Annotated in this window: 21 protein-coding genes; 12 read left to right on the forward strand and 9 right to left on the reverse strand. The window is 43.0% G+C overall.

Annotation, left to right across the window (positions count from 1 at the left end; genetic code table 11):
- Positions 1–4: 4 nt before the first annotated feature.
- The gene (gene metG, locus QS795_RS05090; RefSeq protein WP_286270240.1) at positions 5–2032 is read right to left on the reverse strand and encodes a methionine--tRNA ligase; all 2028 of its coding nucleotides are present in this window, start codon (positions 2030–2032) and stop codon (positions 5–7) included.
- Between the two features lie 238 nt (positions 2033–2270).
- Here metG and apbC point away from each other — a divergent pair, with 238 nt between their 5' ends.
- The 6 genes from apbC (at position 2271) to asmA (ending at position 8588) form a co-directional block, all read left to right on the forward strand.
- Positions 2271–3383, forward strand: a complete 1113-nt coding sequence (gene apbC / locus QS795_RS05095) for an iron-sulfur cluster carrier protein ApbC (RefSeq protein ID WP_006662269.1) — start codon at positions 2271–2273, stop codon at positions 3381–3383.
- 218 nt (positions 3384–3601) lie between these two features.
- Positions 3602–4162: a LemA family protein gene (locus tag QS795_RS05100; RefSeq protein WP_006660137.1), complete on the forward strand. Its 561-nt coding sequence runs from the start codon at positions 3602–3604 to the stop codon at positions 4160–4162.
- Positions 4163–4191: 29 nt separating this feature from the next.
- Positions 4192–5148, forward strand: a complete 957-nt coding sequence (gene htpX, locus QS795_RS05105) for a zinc metalloprotease HtpX (RefSeq protein WP_286270244.1) — start codon at positions 4192–4194, stop codon at positions 5146–5148.
- Between the two features lie 172 nt (positions 5149–5320).
- Positions 5321–5965 (forward strand): uridine kinase, encoded by a 645-nt coding sequence (gene udk, locus QS795_RS05110; protein WP_154604353.1) that lies wholly within the window; start codon positions 5321–5323, stop codon positions 5963–5965.
- A 66-nt stretch (positions 5966–6031) separates the two neighbouring features.
- On the forward strand, positions 6032–6613 hold the full coding sequence (gene dcd, locus QS795_RS05115; protein ID WP_036949679.1) for a dCTP deaminase: 582 nt from the start codon (positions 6032–6034) through the stop codon (positions 6611–6613).
- A gap of 112 nt (positions 6614–6725) precedes the next feature.
- Entirely contained in the window at positions 6726–8588 is a 1863-nt protein-coding gene (gene asmA / locus QS795_RS05120; RefSeq protein WP_286270247.1) for an outer membrane assembly protein AsmA, read from the forward strand.
- A gap of 62 nt (positions 8589–8650) precedes the next feature.
- Here the strand turns inward: asmA and QS795_RS05125 are convergent, their stop codons facing one another.
- Positions 8651–9202, reverse strand: coding sequence for a hypothetical protein (locus tag QS795_RS05125; RefSeq protein WP_286270250.1), 552 nt, complete (start codon positions 9200–9202; stop codon positions 8651–8653).
- A gap of 244 nt (positions 9203–9446) precedes the next feature.
- Positions 9447–11030 (reverse strand): TerC family protein, encoded by a 1584-nt coding sequence (locus tag QS795_RS05130; RefSeq protein ID WP_154604349.1) that lies wholly within the window; start codon positions 11028–11030, stop codon positions 9447–9449.
- 242 nt (positions 11031–11272) lie between these two features.
- On the opposite strand from QS795_RS05130, the gene gndA reads away from it, so the two are divergent.
- The 6 genes from gndA to QS795_RS05160 all read left to right on the forward strand — a co-directional run bounded on the left by gndA (position 11273) and on the right by QS795_RS05160 (position 18147).
- On the forward strand, positions 11273–12679 hold the full coding sequence (gene gndA / locus QS795_RS05135; protein WP_108478980.1) for an NADP-dependent phosphogluconate dehydrogenase: 1407 nt from the start codon (positions 11273–11275) through the stop codon (positions 12677–12679).
- Between the two features lie 172 nt (positions 12680–12851).
- Complete coding sequence (locus tag QS795_RS05140; protein ID WP_286270253.1) at positions 12852–14228, forward strand: DKNYY domain-containing protein; 1377 nt, start codon at positions 12852–12854, stop codon at positions 14226–14228.
- Positions 14229–14315: 87 nt separating this feature from the next.
- Positions 14316–15509, forward strand: coding sequence for a multidrug effflux MFS transporter (locus QS795_RS05145; protein ID WP_154604347.1), 1194 nt, complete (start codon positions 14316–14318; stop codon positions 15507–15509).
- 128 nt (positions 15510–15637) lie between these two features.
- Positions 15638–16210: a CatB-related O-acetyltransferase gene (locus QS795_RS05150; protein ID WP_318626984.1), complete on the forward strand. Its 573-nt coding sequence runs from the start codon at positions 15638–15640 to the stop codon at positions 16208–16210.
- Between the two features lie 42 nt (positions 16211–16252).
- Positions 16253–17421 (forward strand): IS3 family transposase gene (locus QS795_RS05155; protein ID WP_166685554.1). Its coding sequence is split into 2 segments (ribosomal slippage): positions 16253–16502 and positions 16502–17421, totalling 1170 coding nucleotides; the frame shifts between segments, so codons are not numbered across the junction.
- Between the two features lie 303 nt (positions 17422–17724).
- The gene (locus QS795_RS05160) at positions 17725–18147 is read left to right on the forward strand and encodes an FxLYD domain-containing protein (RefSeq protein ID WP_154604345.1); all 423 of its coding nucleotides are present in this window, start codon (positions 17725–17727) and stop codon (positions 18145–18147) included.
- 55 nt (positions 18148–18202) lie between these two features.
- On the opposite strand, the gene QS795_RS05165 is transcribed toward QS795_RS05160, so the two are convergent.
- The 6 genes from QS795_RS05165 to hisB all read right to left on the reverse strand — a co-directional run bounded on the left by QS795_RS05165 (position 18203) and on the right by hisB (position 22586).
- Positions 18203–18631, reverse strand: a complete 429-nt coding sequence (locus QS795_RS05165) for a YbaK/prolyl-tRNA synthetase associated domain-containing protein (protein WP_230089182.1) — start codon at positions 18629–18631, stop codon at positions 18203–18205.
- Positions 18632–18819: 188 nt separating this feature from the next.
- Positions 18820–19431, reverse strand: coding sequence for a bifunctional phosphoribosyl-AMP cyclohydrolase/phosphoribosyl-ATP diphosphatase HisIE (hisIE, locus tag QS795_RS05170; RefSeq protein ID WP_154604343.1), 612 nt, complete (start codon positions 19429–19431; stop codon positions 18820–18822).
- Entirely contained in the window at positions 19425–20201 is a 777-nt protein-coding gene (gene hisF / locus QS795_RS05175; RefSeq protein WP_154604342.1) for an imidazole glycerol phosphate synthase subunit HisF, read from the reverse strand. Before hisF ends, hisIE begins: the two co-directional genes overlap by 7 nt.
- Positions 20183–20920: a 1-(5-phosphoribosyl)-5-[(5-phosphoribosylamino)methylideneamino]imidazole-4-carboxamide isomerase gene (hisA, locus tag QS795_RS05180; RefSeq protein WP_286272178.1), complete on the reverse strand. Its 738-nt coding sequence runs from the start codon at positions 20918–20920 to the stop codon at positions 20183–20185. Before hisA ends, hisF begins: the two co-directional genes overlap by 19 nt.
- A 5-nt stretch (positions 20921–20925) precedes the next feature.
- Complete coding sequence (gene hisH / locus QS795_RS05185; RefSeq protein ID WP_154604340.1) at positions 20926–21519, reverse strand: imidazole glycerol phosphate synthase subunit HisH; 594 nt, start codon at positions 21517–21519, stop codon at positions 20926–20928.
- Positions 21519–22586: a bifunctional histidinol-phosphatase/imidazoleglycerol-phosphate dehydratase HisB gene (gene hisB, locus QS795_RS05190; RefSeq protein WP_286272182.1), complete on the reverse strand. Its 1068-nt coding sequence runs from the start codon at positions 22584–22586 to the stop codon at positions 21519–21521. The genes hisH and hisB overlap by 1 nt, the downstream gene beginning before the upstream one ends.
- Between the last annotated feature and the right edge of the window lie 4 nt (positions 22587–22590).

Raw genomic sequence — 22590 nt, forward strand, 5'->3', positions numbered from 1 at the left:
TGACTTATTTAACTTGCATACCCGGCTGTGCACCATTATCTGGGCTCAGTAGGTAAATATCTTTACCACCAGGGCCTGCTGCCATCACCATACCTTCAGAGATACCAAAGCGCATTTTACGTGGGGCAAGGTTTGCCACCATCACGGTTAAACGACCTTCCAAGACTTTTGGATCTGGGTAGGCACTACGGATGCCAGAGAATACTTGGCGAGTTTCACCACCGATATCTAACTGTAATTTCAGCAGCTTATCTGAACCTTCAACAAATTCTGCTTGTTTGATCAGCGCAATGCGCAGGTCAATTTTAGCGAAATCATCAAAAGTGATGGTTTCTTGAATTGGGTCATCTGCCAGAGGGCCTGTCAGTTGCTTCGCTGGCTGAGCACTTTGCTTTGACGCTTCTACCATCGCTTCCGCTTTCGCTAATTCGATACGGTTGAATAGTGCTTTAAATGGCGCTACGTCGTGATTCAGTAATGGCGTGTTGATGGAATCCCACGTTAATTCAACTTTCAGGAACTCTTCCACGCGCTTAGTTAAGCTTGGCAGAATTGGTTTCAAGTAAGTCATTAATACGCGGAACAGGTTGATACCCATCGAGCAGATATCTTGTAGCTCTTGGTCTTTACCTTCTTGTTTCGCAACGACCCAAGGTGCTTTCTCATCCACATAGCGGTTTGCAATATCCGCTAATGCCATAATTTCACGCACGGCTTTACCGTATTCACGATTAGTGAAATCGTCACCGATCACTTTTGCCGCATCAACAAATTGTTGGTATAGCGCTGGTTCCGCTAAGTTTGCGGATAATTTTCCAGCGAAACGTTTAGCAATAAAGCCTGCGTTACGTGATGCTAAGTTCACCACTTTGTTTACGATATCGCTGTTCACACGCTGTACGAAATCTTCTAAATTCAAGTCGATATCGTCGATGCGTGAAGAGAGTTTCGCTGCATAGTAATAACGTAGGCAGTCAGCATCGAAATGGTCTAAGTAAGCGCGAGCAGTAATAAATGTGCCGCGAGACTTAGACATTTTTGCACCATTAACGGTGACATAACCGTGAACAAACAGGTTAGTTGGTTTACGGTAGTTGCTGCCTTCTAACATGGCTGGCCAGAATAGGCTGTGGAAATAGACGATATCTTTGCCGATAAAGTGGTAAAGATCCGCTTTAGAATCTTTATTCCAGAATTCATCAAAGTTTAAATCGCTGCGTTTGTCACACAGGTTTTTAAACGAGCCCATATAGCCGATTGGCGCATCCAGCCAAACGTAGAAATATTTACCCGGTGCATCTGGAATTTCAAAGCCGAAATACGGGGAATCACGGGTGATATCCCACTGCTGTAAGCCAGATTCAAACCATTCTTGCATTTTGTTAGCCACTTGCTCTTGCAGTGCGCCAGAGCGAGTCCATGCTTGCAGCATGTCGCTAAATGCAGGTAAATCAAAGAAAAAGTGTTCAGTTTCACGGATAACTGGCGTTGCACCTGAAACCACTGAGCGTGGGTTAATCAGGTCAGTTGGGCTATAAGTTGCGCTACAAACTTCACAGTTATCGCCGTATTGGTCTTCCGCTTTACATTTCGGGCAAGTACCTTTGACGAAACGGTCTGGCAGGAACATGCCTTTTTCTGGGTCGTAAAGCTGTGAAATGGTTTTGTTTTTAATAAAACCATTGCTTTTTAATTTGCCGTAAATCAGTTCAGATAACTGTTTGTTCTCTTCGCTATGGGTTGAGTGGTAGTTATCGTAGCTAATCTGGAAGCCTGCAAAATCGTCCTGATGCTCTTGGTTCATTGCAGCGATCATTTCTTCAGGCGTGATGCATAATTGCTGAGCTTTTAGCATGATCGGTGTTCCGTGCGCGTCGTCAGCACAGATGAAATGAACCTCTTTGCCGCGCATTCGCTGATAACGGACCCAAATATCAGCCTGAATGTGCTCCAGAATATGACCGAGATGGATTGAACCGTTAGCATATGGTAACGCACAGGTTACCAGTAATTTATTCGCGACTTGAGACATAGTAACTTTCTTACTTCCATTATTAATAAAGGGTCTTTGATGTTAACCGATCAATAAAAATGTCGCTAGGGCAATAAAATATTAATCGGCAATTATTAGGAAAAAACGCTAGGTGGAAACAAATTTTTACTGTTTGTGGTTTTTCATTCGCTAGGCGGTCACTATTTTTTTCGTTCTCTGCTATCATGCAACGTAGTCAAAAATGTGTAGTTACAAAAAAGAAAATAAAGGAGCCGGGATGAACGATAAATCCCCCGAGCAGAACAAACCAGAACTGCTGACTGAACAAGTCTCCACTGTTTTGGCTTCATTTACACACCCAACTCTCAAGCGCAATCTGATTTCAATCAAAGCATTGCATCGTTGTGCGCTGTTGGACAATGTGTTGCATGTCGAATTAGTTATGCCATTTGTCTGGAAAGGCCCATTCCAAACGCTGATCAGCGAAAAAACGGCTGAATTAAAGCAATTGACGGGTGCTCACGCCGTAGAATGGAAATTACGCCACGATATTACCACTCTGAAGCGTGCCAATGATTTACCAGGCATCAACGGTGTACGTAATATTCTTGCGGTGAGTTCAGGTAAAGGTGGTGTGGGTAAATCCAGTACTTCCGTGAACTTAGCGTTAGCGTTAGCGCAAGAAGGCGCAAAAGTCGGTATCCTCGACGCGGATATCTACGGTCCTTCAATTCCGAATATGCTGGGAACGACACTGGAGCGCCCAACGTCTCCAGATGGTCAGCATATGGCACCGATTATGGCGTATGGCTTAGCTACTAACTCCATTGGTTACTTAGTCACTGACGACAACGCGATGGTATGGCGTGGTCCAATGGCGAGTAAAGCTTTGATGCAGATGCTGCAAGATACGCTATGGCCAGATCTGGACTATCTCGTTATCGATATGCCACCGGGAACGGGTGATATCCAACTGACTCTGTCACAAAATATTCCAGTGACAGGTGCAGTGGTTGTGACCACCCCGCAAGATATTGCCTTAGTAGATGCGATGAAAGGGATTGTCATGTTCAAAAAAGTGAACGTGCCAGTGCTGGGTGTTGTTGAAAACATGAGCGCACATATTTGTAGTAATTGTGGTCATGTGGAGCCTATTTTCGGTACCGGTGGTGCAGAAAAATTGGCTGAGAAATACAACACTAAACTGCTAGGTCAGGTTCCGCTGCATATTTCATTACGTGAAGACTTAGACCGTGGTCAGCCAACCGTAATGCGCGACCCTGAAGGCGAGTTCGCTGATATCTATCGCGAAATTGCGTCTAACATCTCTGCATTGATGTATTGGGAAGGGGATAAGATCCCGACGGAGATCTCTTTCCGCGCCGTGTAATTAAATGGCATCGATAAAGGCTATTTGGTCAGTAATGACTAAGTAGCCTTTTTTATTGCCATAAAATCCGATTCTTTGATTGTTCTGATTTCTTCTCAAACTGTTCCTTTATTGTTGTAGGCTGCGTAGAATGACGCATAAGTGAATTTCCTAGCCTGAAAATTAACGATATAGAAAATTCAGTCTTTATTCCGTTGGCGAATGCCTAAAAGGTGATTATGAAATTTTTAATTTTTATTGTCGTATTGGTGCTGATTGTTATTTATTTTTATAACCGCATCGTTGCATTACGTGAAGCAGTCGTTTCTAGTGAAACTGAGATTTCTGTTCAATTAGATCGCCGCGGTAAAGTTTTTGATAGCTTACTGGCTACGGTCAAAAAATATTTAAGTCATGAAACAGAAGTCTTCACTAAAATTACAGAGCTCAGAAGCCAAGCACAAAATGCGACGGGGGATAAAGCTCGTGAAGCGGAAGATGCACTTTCTAAAATGGTCAGTAGTGGTGCTATCAATGTGGCAGTTGAAGCGTATCCAGAGTTAAAATCCGATGCGATCATGGCAAATTTACAAGAAGAGATCGTCTCTTCTGAAAACAAACTCTCTTTTGCTAAACGTGGCTATAACCGTTCATTAGAAACTTATAATGCGTATATCGCTTCTATGCCTGCTGCATTAATTGTTGGCATTATTCCTAGCTTGAAAATTAATAAAGAATATTGGCGTTTAGACGAAGCAGACATCAAAACTGAAGAGTCTCGCCGTATTAATTTCGATTAAATGGATGTTGCCATTGGCAGGGTTTTATTATGGATTTTAGAAACGTTATACGTAAAAACAATATCCGTACTCGGTTAGTTGTGTTGAGTTATATTGTGTTGATGCTAGTGATAGGTTCGCTTGCGGATACCGCAACCCATCCAGATGAGAGAATGGATTTTACCTCGAACCTGATAGCATTTGCGACATTACAACAACTGCCTGTGGCAACCTTTATTATTCTTGGTCTGACATTTCTAGGTTTACTTTATATTCATTTCTTTGGGCATAAATTGATGCTTGCAGGAATGAATGCGAAGGAAATCACCCAAGAAGGGGCTTCAACCCCGGAAGAAAGACAGCTATTCAATATTTTGGAAGAGCTGAGCTTAAGTGCGACATTAGGTTATGTACCGCGCCTGTATATTTTAGATACTGACGAACCTAATGCATTTGCGGCTGGCTGGAATTCTCGTAATGCTTTAGTCGGCGTCACGCGTGGTTTATTACAAACGCTAAATCGCCAAGAAGTTCAAGCGGTAATGGCCCATGAAGTGGGGCATATTATCCATGGTGATTCAAAATTAACGCTGTATGTGGGGATTTTAGCGAATGTTATTTTGACGGTAACGAACGTTTTTGCTCAAGTGTTTATTCGCTCAGCAGGACGCAGCCGCAATAATTCAGCGAATAAAGCACAAACCATTTTATTATTGATGAATATCGTGTTGCCAATCATTACCAAAGTACTCTATTTTTATTTATCGCGTACCCGTGAATATATGGCGGATGCGGCAGCGGTGGATTTAACCTCTGATAACCAAGCAATGATCAGTGCCTTGAAGAAAATTTCAGGGGATCATCAAAAGCATGATTATGATGATGAAAGCACCGGACAGGCATACAGACAGGCGGCATATATTTTTAACAAGGGTGATTCTGTATTTTCAACGCATCCTTCCATAGAGAACCGAATTGCGGCTTTGGAAGGGCGTAAACAGTTTTAAACTTAGCGTGAAGCTTGCGCTTTGAAGAATAAAAAATTGGGTGCGTTTTTTTTATCAGTCTTTGACGAGATAGACTGGTACAGTGCACCATTACACCCTATAATTCCCGCCAACCATAACACTATGATGTTATGCACTTCATTTCTAAAATTTTTAACCAGGTTACCATTTTATGACTGACACATCGCATCACTGTACCATTGTAGGTATATCGGGCGCTTCTGCATCTGGCAAAAGCCTAATTGCAAGCACCTTATATCGGGAGTTAAGAGAAAAGGTTGGTGATCATAATATCGGTGTTATTCCAGAAGACTGTTACTATAAAGATCAAACAGATATTCCAATGGAAGAACGACTCAAAGTGAATTACGACCATCCAAATTCCATGGATCACAGTTTACTTTATGAACATCTCAAAGCACTGAAAAGTGGTCAAGCCGTCGAAATTCCTCAGTATGACTATGTCGCTCATACTCGCAAACAGCAAACCGTCAGTTTTAAACCAAAAAAGGTCATTATTATTGAAGGTATCCTATTATTAACAGATAAGCGTTTACGCGAAGAGATGGATTTCTCTATTTTTGTTGATACACCGCTGGATATCTGCTTAATGCGCCGTATCAAACGTGATGTTAATGAAAGAGGAAGAACATTAGACTCGGTTATTGAGCAGTACAATAAAACGGTTCGTCCAATGTTCTTACAATTTATTGAACCATCGAAGCAATATGCCGATATTATCGTACCTCGTGGCGGTAAAAACCGTGTGGCGATTGATATTTTGAAAGCGAAAATTGGTGAATTCTGTCAGGACTGATAGCATCAAATATCACCAGCGATAAGCTGCCATGAATATATAAAATAATGAAGGGGGAAAGTGATCATGCGTCTTTGTGACCGCGATATAATTCAGTGGATGGATGAAGGTCGACTTGTTATTAGCCCACGTCCACCGATTGAACGGATCAACGGAGCGACTGCGGATGTTCGTCTTGGGAACCAATTTCGTGTTTTTCGTGGACATACTGCGGCATTTATTGATCTCAGTGGACCAAAAGATGAAGTCAATGCGGCATTAGACCGTGTGATGAGCGATGAAATTGTTCTTAAAGATGACGAGCCTTTCTTCCTTCACCCTGGTGAATTGGCTCTGGCGGTTACGCTAGAATCCGTCACACTACCCGATAATTTAGTTGGTTGGTTAGATGGCCGTTCTTCACTAGCAAGACTTGGATTAATGGTCCACGTCACAGCCCACCGGATTGATCCAGGCTGGCGCGGCCAAATTGTGTTAGAGTTTTATAACTCAGGTAAGTTACCTTTAGCATTACGTCCAGGCATGGTAATTGGTGCGCTAAGCTTTGAGCCGCTATCCGGCAGTGCAGACAGACCTTATAACAGCCGACAAGATGCAAAGTATAAAAACCAACAAGGTGCTGTTGGTAGCCGTATTAGTCAAGACTAATACAGCAAGATAGCGAACGGCCTCTTCTATGGAGTTTGAAGAGGTCTGCAATCGCTAGCGTCAAGGAATGACAGGCGAAAGATGTGACAAATAAAGTAAAAGAGAGGGATGCATGAAACGGTTTTTAACGACGCTGATTATTTTACTTGTGGTGGTAGTAGCGGGGCTAACAGCTTTAGTGATGTTAGTGAATCCGAATGATTTTAGAGGCTACCTCGTTCAACAAGTTGAGAAAAAAAGTGGTTACCAACTTGATTTCAAAGGTGATATGCGTTGGCATGTATGGCCAACACTGAGCATCATTACTGGCCCAGTCTCAGTCACAGCACCTAACGCCAGCCAGCCTGTTTTAAGTGCTGAAAATATGCGCTTAGATGTGGATTTATGGCCGTTAATCTCCCATCGATTATCTGTTGAACAAATTGTCATTGATGGCGCAGTCATTCGCAAAACACCTGAAAGTGAACCCATTGCGACGGTTAACACCCCAGTTGCCCCCGGCGGCAGCCAAGTACCTGCTGACACAACAGATAAAAGCCAATGGTTACTCGATATCAGCAAAATTGATATCACGAATAGCTTAGTTATCTGGCAAACATCAAAAGATGAATACAACCTACGCAATATTAATCTGTCACTGAAAAAAAGTGATGATAAACAAGTTGCGATGAAATTCAGCGGTAATTTAAATAAAAACCAACAAGAATTTAATTTTGATATTAAATCAGATATCGATTTATCTAAATTATCTCAGCAGGTAAGTGGAAAAATCACGCAATTTGATTACCAACTCAGTGGTGTTGATTTACCAGAAAATGGTATTAGTGGAAAAATCACCTCAGATTTCCTGTATACAAAAGCTAACTCAGGGGAGATTAGTCTTGAAAATCTCGCCATTCAGGCAAATGACAGCCAATTAGCAGGCACCATCAGTATCAATTTAACCGATATTCCTGATGTAACGGTGAATTTATCCTCGCCTACTTTGAATCTCGATACGTTAATTGGGCAAGCTCCCGCTCCCGGCAAATCAAATACAGTCAGTGCAGCTTCAGAAAATACCGTCAGTAATAATGAGCGTGTAGGAGTCAAACCAGTGATTTCTGGTTCCAACATGCAGAAGTATGATTTAACGGGGCTGAACGGGTTTACCGCCCAATTTAATGTCTCAATGGATACGCTGATTTACCGCGGTATGTCGATGACCGGGGTAAAAATTAAGGGTGATAACCAAACACCACGTTTAACCATTTCTCAGTTAGAGGGTAATGCGTTCGGTGGGCAATTCTCACTGCCTGTCACCATTAACTACAGCGCTATTCCTGCGCAGGTTTCGGCAAAACCTGTATTTAATAATATTAATCTTACTCCGGTATTAAAGGCATTTAGTATGCCTGAAAAACTGAGCGGGATTATCTCATTAAATGCCGCATTATCCGGTATTGGCTACGATGATTATGCGGTTAAAAATCAGTGGCAAGGGCCGGTTAATTTTGAACTACGGAGCGCTAAGTTGGCGGATTTAAATATTCCGCAATTGATCCAACAATCGGTGTCCCGTTTCACTAATAAAATCAATATGCCAACAGATACCAACAGTTTCACAGAAGTGGATTTATTCACCGTGTCGGGATATCTCAATAAAGGCAATATGAATATTTCCGCTCTTAAAGCAACGTCTTCACTGCTGAGTATTACTGGGCAGGGGCGTGTGAATATTCCAAAAGAAACTATCGATGTTAATTTAGGCGTAAATATTCTCGGCGGATGGACTGGTGACTCTCGTTTAGTTCAGCAGTTGCGTAATATGAATATTCCACTGCGTATTTACGGTGGTTGGAATAACTTACAGTATCAATTGGATGTGGAAAAATTACTGCGTAATGAGCTACGAACTCAAGCTAAAGAAGCTATTGGTAGCTTTTTGAAAAAAGAAGAAAATAAAGGGCTAAATGATTTGTTAAATGCGTTGTAATTTGGATGATATAGAGCCGCTCGAAAATGAGCGGTTCTATATTTATAGACACAATAATAAAATTATTTATGTCCGTACTCCTCGTAATCTTTCGCTCTGACTGCCGCGATATCTCTATCTATTTTAGTATTGTTACTGCGATGTTCGTTATGAGATACATCCTCGAGCAATACTTTACTTTCAATTGTGTTAATTTTGTTTTTGCTTACTAAAATTGCATCATTCAGTTTTGTGAGCGTTTCTTGTTTTGAATGGTGATGCTTATATGAAGAGCTATCTAATTTGTCTTGATATGCTTGGATTGAACTTGCAAGTTTTGTTAGCTGTTTTTTGATGCTTGTAGGATCTTTTTTCCATGATGGCGTACGGCTATCCATCAAGCTATCAACTTGTGACTTAATAGATGTTAAAGCGTCTGAAATATTACTCTTCAGGGTTTTAATGTCTTTCAGATGAACGGTTTTTTTGTCCGTAGTTACCTGTGGATGTTGGGTTGAATCATTATTGACGCTCTTGGTTGAACGTGCAAATTCAGTGACATCGCCTTTAGGGTCGGTCGTACTCATACGGCGAAGTTGAACCGCCGGAGTATGATTAGTTGTGATCGCCTTCATGATGGATGCTCTCATTAAAAGTTAATTATTAAACTATTTAAATTATTCAATGGGCGAATGATTTTTTCTTTAAAAAAACGCGGTTACATTTGAGTAAGATGCATTTCCCCTCATTACGGGCAAAAAAATACCGGCTCAATATTAAGATAAAGGCCGGTATTTAGATTGTATTAATCGTGACTAGTTTTAGTCACACATTGTCTTAATCACACATTGTCTTAATCACACATTGTCTTAAGCCAGATTAGTCATCCACATAATCGTAGCCATCGCCCACAGGTGCAGGTGGTGTAATCAAGACTTTATTAACGCGATGGCTATTTACCTCAAGAGGTTGGAAAATACAGCCATTGATTTCGACTTGCTCACCCACTTCAGGAACGCGTTGTAAATGTTCCATTAAAAGACCGGCAATGGTTTCATACTCACGCTTATCATCCAGCTCCATTGGGATATACATAATTAAATCTTCCAGTGGCATAAAGCCATTGGCAATCCATGTACCATCATCCAATTTTTGAATGTCATGGCGGGAGTCATTTTCTTCGTCGCCAACCGGTAAATTACCTGCGATAGTTTCCATTACGTCTGTTAATGTCACGATACCTTCGACTGAACCAAATTCGTCCACAACGAAAGCAAAGTGTGTATGAGCTTTTCGGAACTGTTCTAACGCTTTTAACAGTGATAAACCTTCAGGGAAGATAAGTGGCTGGGTGACCAGCGCACGTAAATTCAGTTGTTCACCACTAAGTTGCTGTTTGACGAGATCTAAGACATACACCACACCAATTGGGTCATCGCCGATACTTTCATCAACCACAACAAAACGTGAGTGTGGATTTTTCTCCATCAATTCAATCAGTTCAGATGAGGATTTATTGATATCCAGATAATCTACGTCATGGCGGGACGTCATAATACTTTCGACGTTGCGTTGCGCCATACCCAATACACGAGCAATCATTAAGCGCTCTTGTGGGTCAAATACAGATTGATTATCGGAGATTAAATCAGAGGTTCTTGCGTCTAATTCACCACGCTCAGTTTTGCCACTTAAAATACGTAAGACAGCCTCTGCGGTACGTTCACGTAGAGGACGGCTACCTTTTAAGAATTTACGGCGGTTAAACTGCGCAAACTGGTTGAGCATCTCTATCATGATAGAGAAACCAATTGCCGCATACAGATAACCTTTTGGAATGGCGTAACCAAAACCTTCAGCCACAAGGCTGAAACCAATCATCAGCAAGAAGCTTAAACATAAAATGACGATGGTTGGGTGCGCATTAACGAAGCTAGTCAGTGGTTTACTTGCCCAGATCATTAACATCATGGCGATAGTCACCGCTGCAACCATAACGCCGATATGGTCAACCATACCGACCGCAGTGATCACGGAGTCCAATGAGAACACCGCATCTAATACGATAATTTGCGCGACAACCGCCCAGAAATTGGAGGTTTTACGTTGATTGTTGGTATGCTCGTCCTTTCCTTCTAACCGCTCATTTAGCTCCATAGTGGCTTTAAACAAGAGGAATATCCCCCCGATAAGCATTATCAGGTCTCTGGCGCTAAATGGATGCTCAAATAGAGTTAGGATAGGTTGGGTCAGCGTGATCAACCATGAAAGGCTGAATAATAGAATGATACGCATTACCAGGGCACACGTTAACCCTGTGATACGAGCTCTATCACGCAGTTTAGCTGGGAGTTTATCGGCCAGAATGGCGATAAAAACGAGGTTATCAATACCAAGAACGATTTCAAGAACGATTAGGGTAGCTAAACCCGCCCAAATCGAAGGATCTGCGATCCATTCCATACAGTTTGTTTTACCTTCTGATATGACGGCTTATACCGACTGGTGAATAATGAGGTTTGTTGACCTAAATATCAATAAAAATTCATTCAAGTAGCGTGATATTTGACAAAAAATGATTCGATTGGTTTATCGATTGCATCAATAACTACCATGGAGCAGCATCCTGAGTTAACATGTGATCCCGTTAACAGAATGTCAGCACAATCGAGGCTGACTTGGTCCTAATCAGACAGGAGTTTTTCATGTCAAAGCAGCAGATTGGTGTTGTCGGAATGGCGGTCATGGGTCGCAACTTAGCCCTGAACATCGAAAGTCGCGGTTACTCAGTATCTATTTTTAACCGTTCAAAAGATAAAACTGATGAAGTCATTGCCGAAAATCCAGGGAAAAAATTAGTTCCCAACTACACGATTGAAGAGTTTGTCGACTCTCTGGAAAAACCACGCCGCATCCTGTTGATGGTTAAAGCGGGTGAAGCAACGGACAAAACCATTGCTGCATTAACGCCACATTTAGACAAGGGCGACATTTTAATCGACGGTGGTAATACCCTGTATAAAGACACAATCCGTCGTAATCGCGAACTGTCAGAACAAGGATTCAACTTCATCGGTACAGGTGTTTCCGGTGGTGAAGAAGGCGCACTGAAAGGCCCTTCAATCATGCCTGGTGGACAAAAAGAAGCATACGAATTAGTTGCCCCAATCTTAAAAGAGATTGCAGCGAAAGCGGAAGGCGAACCGTGTGTAACTTACATCGGTCCAGACGGAGCTGGTCATTATGTGAAAATGGTTCACAACGGTATCGAATACGGTGACATGCAATTAATCGCTGAAGCTTACTCTTTATTAAAAGGTTCTCTGAACCTGAGCAATGAAGAGCTGGCGGAAACGTTCTCTGAGTGGAACCAAGGCGAACTGAGCAGCTACCTGATTGAAATTACAGCGGATATCTTCAAGAAAAAAGATGAAGAAGGTAAATATCTGGTAGATGTCATTTTAGATGAAGCGGCTAACAAAGGTACCGGGAAATGGACTAGCCAAAGTGCTTTAGATCTTGGCATCCCACTGACTTTGATCACTGAATCTGTCTTTGCGCGTTATATCTCTTTCCTGAAAGACCAACGTGTTGCTGCATCTAAAGTTTTAACGGGTCCAGTACTGAAAACCGTTGAAGGTGATAAAAAAGTCTTTATCGAGAAAGTACGCCGTGCACTTTACTTAGGTAAAATCGTTTCTTACGCTCAAGGCTTCCAACAATTGAAAGCAGCGTCAGATGAATACAACTGGGATCTGAACTACGGCGAAATCGCGAAAATCTTCCGTGCTGGCTGTATCATCCGTGCGCAGTTCCTGCAAAAAATCACTGATGCATACAATGACAATGCGCAGATCGCAAACTTACTGTTAGCACCTTACTTCAAGCAAATCGCAGATGAGTACCAACAAGCTCTGCGTGATGTTGTCTGCTATGGCGTGCAAAACGGTATCCCAACACCAACATTCTCAGCGGCTATTTCTTACTACGATAGCTACCGCTCAGCGGTACTGCCTGCGAACTTAATTCAAGCGCAGCGTGACTACTTTGGTGCTCATACTTATAAACGTACTGATAAAGAAGGCGTTTTCCACACTGAGTGGATGGAATAAAGATAAACCGTTAGGTTATCTTCCATAAGTGAAAAAGGTGCTCAATTGAGCGCCTTTTTTATTTCTAGCTTTTTATACACTTTCAGACTTCGAGTATTTCTTTCCTCACGCTTTTCCCGTTGAATACTCTGACAAAAAATAGACTAAAAAAACAAAGTAGGTATTCCACAGCATGAAAGCCAAAATAATTATTCTTACAGTATTCGGCATTATTTTTACTTTATCTTGTGCCTTTATATCCGGCATCGTGCTTTCTATGAACAAAGAGCCTAGTTCTGAGCTCCGCCATAATGGTGAGAAGCTCGGCTACAGTATTTACACCATTTATAATGATAAAGTGTATGCGAGTGTTCCAAGTAATGGCGATTATCTGATAGAGAATGCAGACCCTTCTAGCTTTGCGTTATTACCTGAAAGTTCGCGTTATGAGCAGCAAGTGGCATTAGATAAAAATCATGTTTATTGTGGAAATTTAGCAATCCCTGCATTTAATCCTAACAGCGTGATAATCGTGGGGAATGACTATTTTACCGATGGAAATCAGACCGTATATTGCTCAATGGGCTCAGTAAGAAATTATGAGCTTTCAACAATGGATGAATTATTTCAGTCTTGGTTATATGGTTGGGATTTAGGGAGTAAACCGCAAACCTATATTTATCCGATGAAGCCACTTCCCGCATCATCGACGCCATATCAAGCATTATTATCACGTTATTTGGCAACTGACGGGCAGCGTGTTTTTTATAAAGGCGAATATATGCCGGATGCTGATCCTGCGACCTTACAGGATATTGGTACGGTACAAGATGATAACTCTGTACGAGATAGCCTTCATTTTTATCGTGATAATCGGAACGTCTATTATGACCAATATAAATTGCCAATAAAGAGTCATTCTGGTTTATACAGCTTGATATTGGATGGGTTATTTCAAGAAGGTTATTTGATTGATCCGCAATCTGGCAATGTGGCGATGAATGATATTTTATTTCCTGAGCAACATGCTCCTTACCAGCTAATAAGCCGTAATGGCCAGCATGTGAATCAAGCGTTATTTCTCTCTAAGGATGGCGTATTTTTCTATCATAGAGAAAAAGAAACTATTGTTCGCGCGGGAGCGAATCCATTTATTGACGGTGAATTAAAAGAAATTGCGCCTTTAGTGTTCACTCATAATAACCAAACGTATTATCTACAGGATTCCGAGATTTGGGGAACCAATAAAAATCCGGGGTTAATTTCACGGAGTACAAAAATTTATCGTTTCAATGAGACGAATAGCGCACCATGGGAAAAGGTGGGTGATTTAGATAATCGCAGATTTGGCCAGGTATGGAAAAAAGGGGATGAATATTATTATTTTGATAATTTAGGCTCCACTCAATTAATTCGATATACCATTTATCGGATCGATAACCAGCGTACCGTGTACCGTTTATTGAACGAAAAGTTATTACCAAGAGATATTCGTGTCTTGATTGATAATGATGATTTACAGCCGATAAGAGGCACCGAAGTGGTTCATGCAATTACCAAGTATCGATAAGATTCGATATCTATACAGAAATTCTGATATTATCGATAGCCATTTTCGAAATCGCTATCGATAACTCACCTGCTCAGAATCGGTCATATGCATAAATTTCTCGCTTTATTATTACTTTTAGTCCTATTAGGGCCTCTTGGGATAGATCTGTATTTACCGACTATTCCAGCTATAGCTAAAGATTTAGGGAGTAGCGAGTCTATAATCCAATCGACCATCGGATTATTTATTTTAGTCTTAGGGATTGGACAGCTAATTTCTGGGCCATTAGTCGATAGATTTGGTCGTAAGCCTATCGCTATCATTGGGTTAGCTATTTATCTAGCTGGCTCCATTGTGGCCGCATTTTCAACGACGGCAGGGTTATTTATTGCTTCCCGGCTGTTACAAGGAGTGGCTGTGTGCTGCACCTCTGTAGTGGCATTTAGTTGTGTCCGTGACCGTATGAATGGCACAGAAGCCGCGAGAGCATTTGGTTTTTTAAACGGAACACTTAATATTGTGCCCGCCTTGGCGCCTTTATTAGGGGGATTGCTGGCGGAAGCATGGGGATGGCGAGCGCCATTTTGGTTCTTGGCGATTTACGCTGTGGCAATTTTCTTGCTGATTCTATTTTTCCTACCAGAAACGCGCCCAGTCAGTTTACTGCAGGTTAAAAAGCTTCAATTTAAGAGCTATTTTCGAATTTTAACCAGCGAGCATTTTTTGATTTTTGCATTGGTAAATGCCGGCGCAATGGGCATGGCACTGACGTATGTCTCTCTAGCCCCTAGCGTATTAATGGGGGATGCTAAGCTATCGCCTCTCGCATTTTCGATTGTCTTTGGTGTTAATGGTTTCTGGATCATGCTGGCGAGTTATATCGCGAATTACTGCATTCGAAAAATGGGGCGTCCAGCATGTTTATCAATCGGTAGTGTCATGATGGCACTTGGTTGCATCGGCTTATTATTCGGTTTGATGGTACTTTCACCTGAAATGCAAACCCATTGGTTAGTGTATATGTTGCCGGTTGCCTGTGCGTGTACAGGGCTTGCCTTTATGATGGGCACGGCGACAAGCTATGCGTTAGAGCCATTTGGCAATGAAGCTGGGGCGGCATCAGCCCTCGTGGGGTTTGTGCAAATGGCGGGTGGTGCTGTATTAGGGTTATGTGCAATTGCGTTACCGATAGCACCGAAATTGTCCCTTGCTCTAGTGATGCTAGCGGGATGTATTTTCGGATTAATTGCAAGAAAAACCAGTATAAAACGCGCTGCCATAATAGAGAAAATAGAGTAATCGTTATGGTTAATAATCCATTATTAAAGCAGCCGAGGATCGGTTAGCGGTGATGTAGTGTGAACGCAATTACATCACCATAGAATGCGTTCTATGGTAATAAAATACTGATTTAAAGGTTATTTACCATGAAAAATAAACATTGGTCGAAAACGCAGTTATTACATGAAGTTGTTAAAAATCCCAATATCCATCTTAAAGGACGCCACAGTTATTATAGTGATTGTTGGGATGGCGGTTTTGAACAGTCTGTCGTGCGTTATTTACAAGGCGATGAACAGAGCCGAGATTGGCAATTAGCTTGGGATATCGACCAACTTTATATTGGCGATTATGTGTGTATTGGGGCGGAAGCCGTTATTTTGATGGGGGGAAATCATACCCATCGATTAGATTGGTTCTGTTTGTACCCTTTTCTTGAATATATTGAAGAGGCCTATATTGGTAAAGGTGATACCATTATTGGCGATGGCGTTTGGATTGGAATGCGGGCATTTATTATGCCGGGCGTTCAAATAGGGGAAGGTGCGGTGATTGCGGCAAACAGTGTCGTGGTTAAAGATGTGGCGCCTTACACCATTGTTGGTGGTAACCCTGCAAAGCCAATTAATACGCGCTTTTCCCCTGATGTAATCGAGCAATTATTAGCGTTGAAGATCTATGAATGGCATTGTAGTGGTTTAATAAATTTGGCCACCTGAACAGAGGTGATATGCTCACCTCAGAACAACACAGGTGCCTTAATGAAAAAACGAAATTTCAGTGCAGAATTCAGACGTGAATCAGCCCAGCTGGTTGTGGATCAGAACTATACAGTTGCAGATGCCGCGAAAGCCATGAATGTCGGGCTTTCCACCTTGACGCGGTGGGTAAAGCAATTACGGGACGAACGGGCAGGCAAAACACCGAAAGCATCCCCTATCACGCCGGAACAAATTGAGATACGTGAGCTGAAGAAAAAAATTCAACGTATTGAAATGGAAAACGAAATATTAAAAAAGGCTACCGCGCTCTTGATGTCAGACTCCCTGAACAGGTCTCGGTGATCGGGAAACTCAGAGCGCATTATCCTGTGGCCACTCTTTGCTGCGTGTTCGGAGTTCACCGCAGCAGCTATAGATACCGGGAAAACCGGCCTGACAATCCGGACGGCAGGAGAGCCGTATTACGTAGTCAGGTTCAGGAGCTGCACGGCCTCAGTCATGGCTCAGCAGGTGCAAGAAGTATCGCTGTAATGGCAACACACAGGGGCTTCCGGATGGGACGATGGCTTGCCGGACGGCTAATGAAGGAGATGGGGCTGGTGAGCTGTCAGCAGCCTGTTCACCGGTATAAACGTGGCGGTCATGAACACATTGCTATCCCGAACCACCTTGAGCGACAGTTCGCAGTGACAGAGCCCAATCAGGTATGGTGCGGCGACGTAACGTATATCTGGACCGGTAAACGCTGGGCATACCTGGCCGTTGTACTCGACCTGTTCGCAAGGAAACCCGTGGGCTGGGCAATGTCATTTTCTCCGGACAGCAAACTGACAACCAAAGCGCTGAAAATGGCATGGGAAATACGAAATAAGCCATCCGGGCTCATGTTCCACAGTGATCAGGGTAGCCACTATACAAGCAGGCAGTTCCGACAGTTACTGTGGCGATACCGGATAAAACAAAGTATGAGTAGGCGTGGTAACTGCTGGGATAACAGCCCGATGGAGCGCTTCTTCAGAAGTCTGAAAAATGAGTGGGTGCCGGTGACCGGCTACATCAGCTTCAGTGAAGCAGCCCATGCAATAACGGATTATATCGTCGGGTATTACAGCGAAGTCAGGCCGCATGAATATAACGGTGGATTACCACCAAACGAATCAGAAAACCAATACCGGAAAAACTCTAAAACCGTGGCCAATTTTAGTTGACCACTACACATGAAGATAAATTCGAAGCATTGAAAGTGTTTATTTGCAATTCGGATTTTCAGGCCTTAAGAGAGGCTAGCGAGCAGTATGACGAAACTTATTAATCGGGAATAGTGCTTAAAATCTTTTTTTTCAATTTGAAGGGTTATCGCTCGATAGCCCTTTTTAGGATTAATTACCCATCATTTTGTGACAACCTTGGCTTATTTATTACCATAATACGAGTACGTTAATTAGGCAGTAAAATGTTAGGTTTGCTCATGCAGTATCAAACTCATGCAGTTTTAATTTGAGTCAACGCCTATGAAGAAATTAACTTGTCGTATTTTTCATTTATTGGCTTCTCATCGTTGTATTTTGTTGTTTCCCATTATTAGTAGCTGTTTTTCCTCTTTTCTTTATGCATCCTCGGAAAAAGCGGTCGCATATCCTGCACCGATTAATATTAGTCAGATTGAAATCAAATATAATGATCAACTGGATTACCCTGAGATAATTGGCAACATCACGAATGTTTCAAATGTTGTTTTATATCAGACCTATATTAGATTTGAGCTACTGAAGGATGGCGTGTTTATTGGGGAAACAAACCATAGAGTGACGAGCTCAATTAAGCCAAAACAAACGGTAAATTTTATTGTTACTATTCCAGATTATGATGTTATACCCAATGAGCAGATTGTTGTTGAAACCATCGCTGCCTATTATTTGGATAAACCGCGTTGAGTGTCATTTAGGAGCCAGCTGATGATGGTGGCTCCTAATCAATCAGTGTGATGAGTTATTCATCATTTGTGCGAATAAACTCGACTAAAGTGGGTGAAGCGATACGCTGGTAATCTTGGGTATTGAGAATAATTGAGCGTTCTAGGCTCCCCGCATTAAATGCGAGTTCATCAAAGCGGGTGAACAGGTAGGGATCAGCGATAAGCTTCAACGATGGATGAAAGCTAAATGGCGGGATAGCGCCGAAAACACAATGGGTGAGTTCATCGACTTCCTTTGGGCTAGCTAATGAGGCTCGAGTACCGCCAATGGCTTTGGCAATCTTACCTAAATCCGCTTGTTGATCAGCAGGTAAGATGGCTAAAACATGCTGGCGAATGCCATTTCCTTTCACATGACAGACTAATCCTTTGGCGCCTTGACCTAGCTGTGTGCCGCGGATTTTTGCCACTTCTTCAGATTTCCCCGCAGTTGGATGTTCCATCACGCGATATTTTGCATTTTGGCTATTCAGTAATTGGGTTAATTGTGTAAAAACGTCATTGTCAGACACAATGAGCTCCTTCAAAAGTCCACATCAAATGAAGGGAATGATAGCAAGTTCAGAGAGAGAAACAATGACGAGAGAAGAAAGTAAGGGCAGCTATCATAAAATAGTTACCCTTAAGCTAGTTACTGATGACGCTCTTTCAAACGCTTGATAATGGCGGTTAAATCAAGGTCTTGATCTTGAAGTAAAACCATTAAGTGATACATCAAATCGGCGGCTTCGTTGGTTAATTCTTCACGGTCATTAACCGTGGCAGCGAGTGCGGTTTCAACGCCTTCTTCACCCACTTTTTGTGCAATACGCTTGGTGCCGCTAGCATACAAACGGGCAGTATATGAACTTTCTGGCGAGGCATTTTTACGCTCTTTCAGTAAGGTTTCTAATTCATATAAAAAACCCCATTCGCTTTGAGCCGGCGCAAAGCAGCTGGTGGTACCGTTATGGCAGGTTGGGCCATCAGGCAGAGCCATGGCAAGCAGCGTATCGTTATCGCAGTCAGCAACAATATCCACCAAATTCAGAAAATTGTTGGAGGTTTCCCCTTTAGTCCACAAACGTTGTTTGGTGCGAGAGAAAAAGGTGACTTTACGGCTCTCTAAAGTAACTTTCAGCGCTTCTTGGTTCATATAACCCAACATGAGAACATCACCAGAAATAGCGTGCTGAACGATGACGGGCATCAGGTTATCGACTTTTTGCCATGCAAGCTGATTACATTGTTCTGTGGTTAACATACTCTTATTTGAACTCCATTTTCTGCTAAGTACTGCTTTAAGTCACCGATGTTAATAATCTGCTTGTGGAACACCGAAGCGGCTAAAGCGCCATCGACGCCAGCGTCAGTAAAGGCGTCTAGGAAGTGGATTTTTTCCCCTGCGCCGCCGGAGGCGATCAGTGGGACTTGGCACACTTCACGAACTTTTTTCAGTTGTACCAGATCGTAACCTTGGCGTACACCGTCTTGGTTCATCATATTGAGCACAATTTCTCCGGCGCCACGCTGCTGAACTTCTTTCACCCAATCAAGGGTTTTCCAGCGAGTTTGGGTGGTGCGTTTTTCATCGCCAGTGAATTGATAAACCAAATATTCATTGGTTTGGGCATCAAACCACGTGTCAATACCGACCACAATACACTGAACGCCAAAGCGATCAGCCAAGCGGCTAATCAGTGTAGGGTCGGACAGTGCAGGGGAGTTGATAGAAATTTTATCCGCCCCAAAAGAGAGGATTTGCGCGGCGTCCTCGACACTTTTGATCCCACCCGCAACGCAGAATGGAATATCAATCACTTCCGCCACTTTGGCGACCCAGCTTTTATCAACAACACGACCGTCAGACGAGGCGGTAATATCATAGAAAACTAATTCGTCAGCCCCTTCTTGGGCATAGCGTTGAGCCAGTGGGACTATATCACCGATGATTTCATGATTGCGAAATTGAACCCCTTTAACCACTTGTCCGTCACGGACATCCAAACAAGGAATTATGCGTTTTGCCAGCATTGGATTGCCTCCGTTACGGTAAATTTGCCTTCTAATAGTGCGCGACCCACAATTACGCCTGCTGCGCCAGAAGCTGGTAGTGCGGCGATATCGTTTAAATTACCAATTCCACCAGAAGCTTGTACCTCTATATCAGGGAATTTTTGGCTGATTTCGCGGTATAAATCCACATTGGAGCCCGCCAGCGTGCCATCTTTGGAAATATCGGTACACAGCACATGCTTTAAGCCATAAGGGCGATATATTTCAATGGCTTGCTCAAGGGATAAGTTTGAATTTTCTTGCCAACCACTAATGGCAATTTCTTTGATGCCTTGAGTATTAATACGCACATCCAGTGCTAGTACGATAGCGTCGCCACCATAACGTTGAAACCACGTTTTGACTAACTCTGGTTGGGTCACTGCCGTCGATCCAATCACCACGCGAGTCGCACCTGCATCTAGCAGCGCTTTGACATCTTCTTCAGTACGAATTCCCCCCCCAACTTGCACAGGAACAGTAACGCCTGCCAACAGTTTTTTCAGCAGAGGAATTTGGCGTTTCTGAGGGTCTTTAGCGCCAGTTAAATCCACTAAGTGCAGCAGTTTTGCCCCTTGCTTTTCATAATCTTGTAAGCGAGGAAGTGGGTCGGTGCCATAGTCTGTTTGTTTGGCGTAGTCCCCTTGATGTAAACGCACCACGGTGCCATCAATTAAATCTAATGCTGGTATGATCATGGTTTTTACATCTCCAAGAAATTTTGGATCAAGCGAGCACCCGCAGCACCCGAACGTTCTGGGTGGAACTGCACACCATAGTAATTATCTTTATTCACTGCACTACTAAACAGGTTGCCATATTGTGTTTGCGCGATGGTGTTGGCGGAAATAGGCATTGAATAGCTGTGGACGAAATAAAAATAGGCATCGTCGCTGATCCCCTTAAACAGGGGATTGCCCGCGAGTGCTTTCACTTGATTCCAGCCGCTGTGAGGGACAGGTAAGCCGTTTGCATCCATTTTGCGTACGGGGCTGTCGATTAACCCCAACAGTGGAATTTCTGTTTGACCTTCTTCACTGATACTGCCGAGTAATTGCATCCCCAAGCAGATACCTAAAACGGGTTGAGTTAGCGCTTTAATTAAAGGGATAAGTTCACGCTCAGCCAGTTTTTCCATAGCGGCGCTGGCAGTGCCAACTCCCGGCAGAAAAACTTTGTCTGCTTGTAAAATGGTGTTGGTGTCGCGGCTCACAGTCGGCTCATAACCTAGGCGTTTAACGGCATAGGCGACGGACGCTAAGTTTGCGCAGCCAGTATCGAGGATCACAACCTTCATTACAGAACTCCTTTAGAACTAGGCAAGGTATCTCCTTCAACACGGATAGCTTGGCGTAAGGTACGACCAAAAACTTTGAACAGGCTTTCCGCTTTGTGGTGATCGTTTTTCCCTTTCGTTTTCAGGTGTAGCGTGCAGCCCATCGCGTAGGATAACGAACTGAAGAAGTGCTCGATCATTTCAGTGTTTAGGTCACCTACGCGCTGATATTTAAATTCTGCTTTATATTCAAGGTGTGGACGCCCCGAAATATCCAGCGCACAGCGTGCTTGGCATTCGTCCATCGGTAATACGAAACCGAAACGGGCAATGCCGCGTTTATCACCAAGTGCGACGCGCAGCGCTTCGCCGAGTGCTAGGCCTGTATCTTCCACAGTGTGGTGATCATCAATGAACAGGTCGCCATTAACTTCAATGCGTAAGCGGAAGCCGCCGTGAGTCGCGATTTGGTCTAGCATGTGGTCAAAGAAGCCAACGCCTGTGTTGATTTTGCTGCCGCCTTCTTGGTCAAGCCACACTTCTACTTGGATGTTGGTCTCTTTGGTTACGCGTTCGACTAAGGCATAGCGGTTACGTTTAGTGAGTTGGTTGGTGATGGTATTCCAATCCAGCTCTTTGGTGCTGTAGCGTAGCCCTTTGATGCCCATATTTTGAGCGAGCTGAATATCTGTCTCGCGGTCGCCGATGACATAGCTGTTTTCGATATCGAGAACACCGCCGTTGAGGTAGCTTTCCACCAGCTTGGTTTTTGGCTTGCGACAGTCGCAATTGTCTGCAGGCATATGTGGACAAATCAACACGTCATCAAAACGGATGCCTTGAGATTCAAACACTTGCATCATTAAATTGTGAGGCGGATCAAAATCTTCTGTCGGGAAGCTCTTGGTGCCTAAACCGTCTTGGTTGGTGATCATCACTAAGCGATAATTGGCTTTTTGCAGTGCTAATAGGCTTGGAATGACATCATTTTCAAAGGCAAGCTTACTGAGGCTATCCACTTGATAATCTGTCGGTGGTTCGGTAATTAATGTTCCATCACGGTCGATAAAAAGAATTTTCTGGCTCATGACT

It is taken from the genome of Providencia zhijiangensis, from assembly GCF_030315915.2.
Lineage (GTDB): Bacteria > Pseudomonadota > Gammaproteobacteria > Enterobacterales > Enterobacteriaceae > Providencia > Providencia zhijiangensis.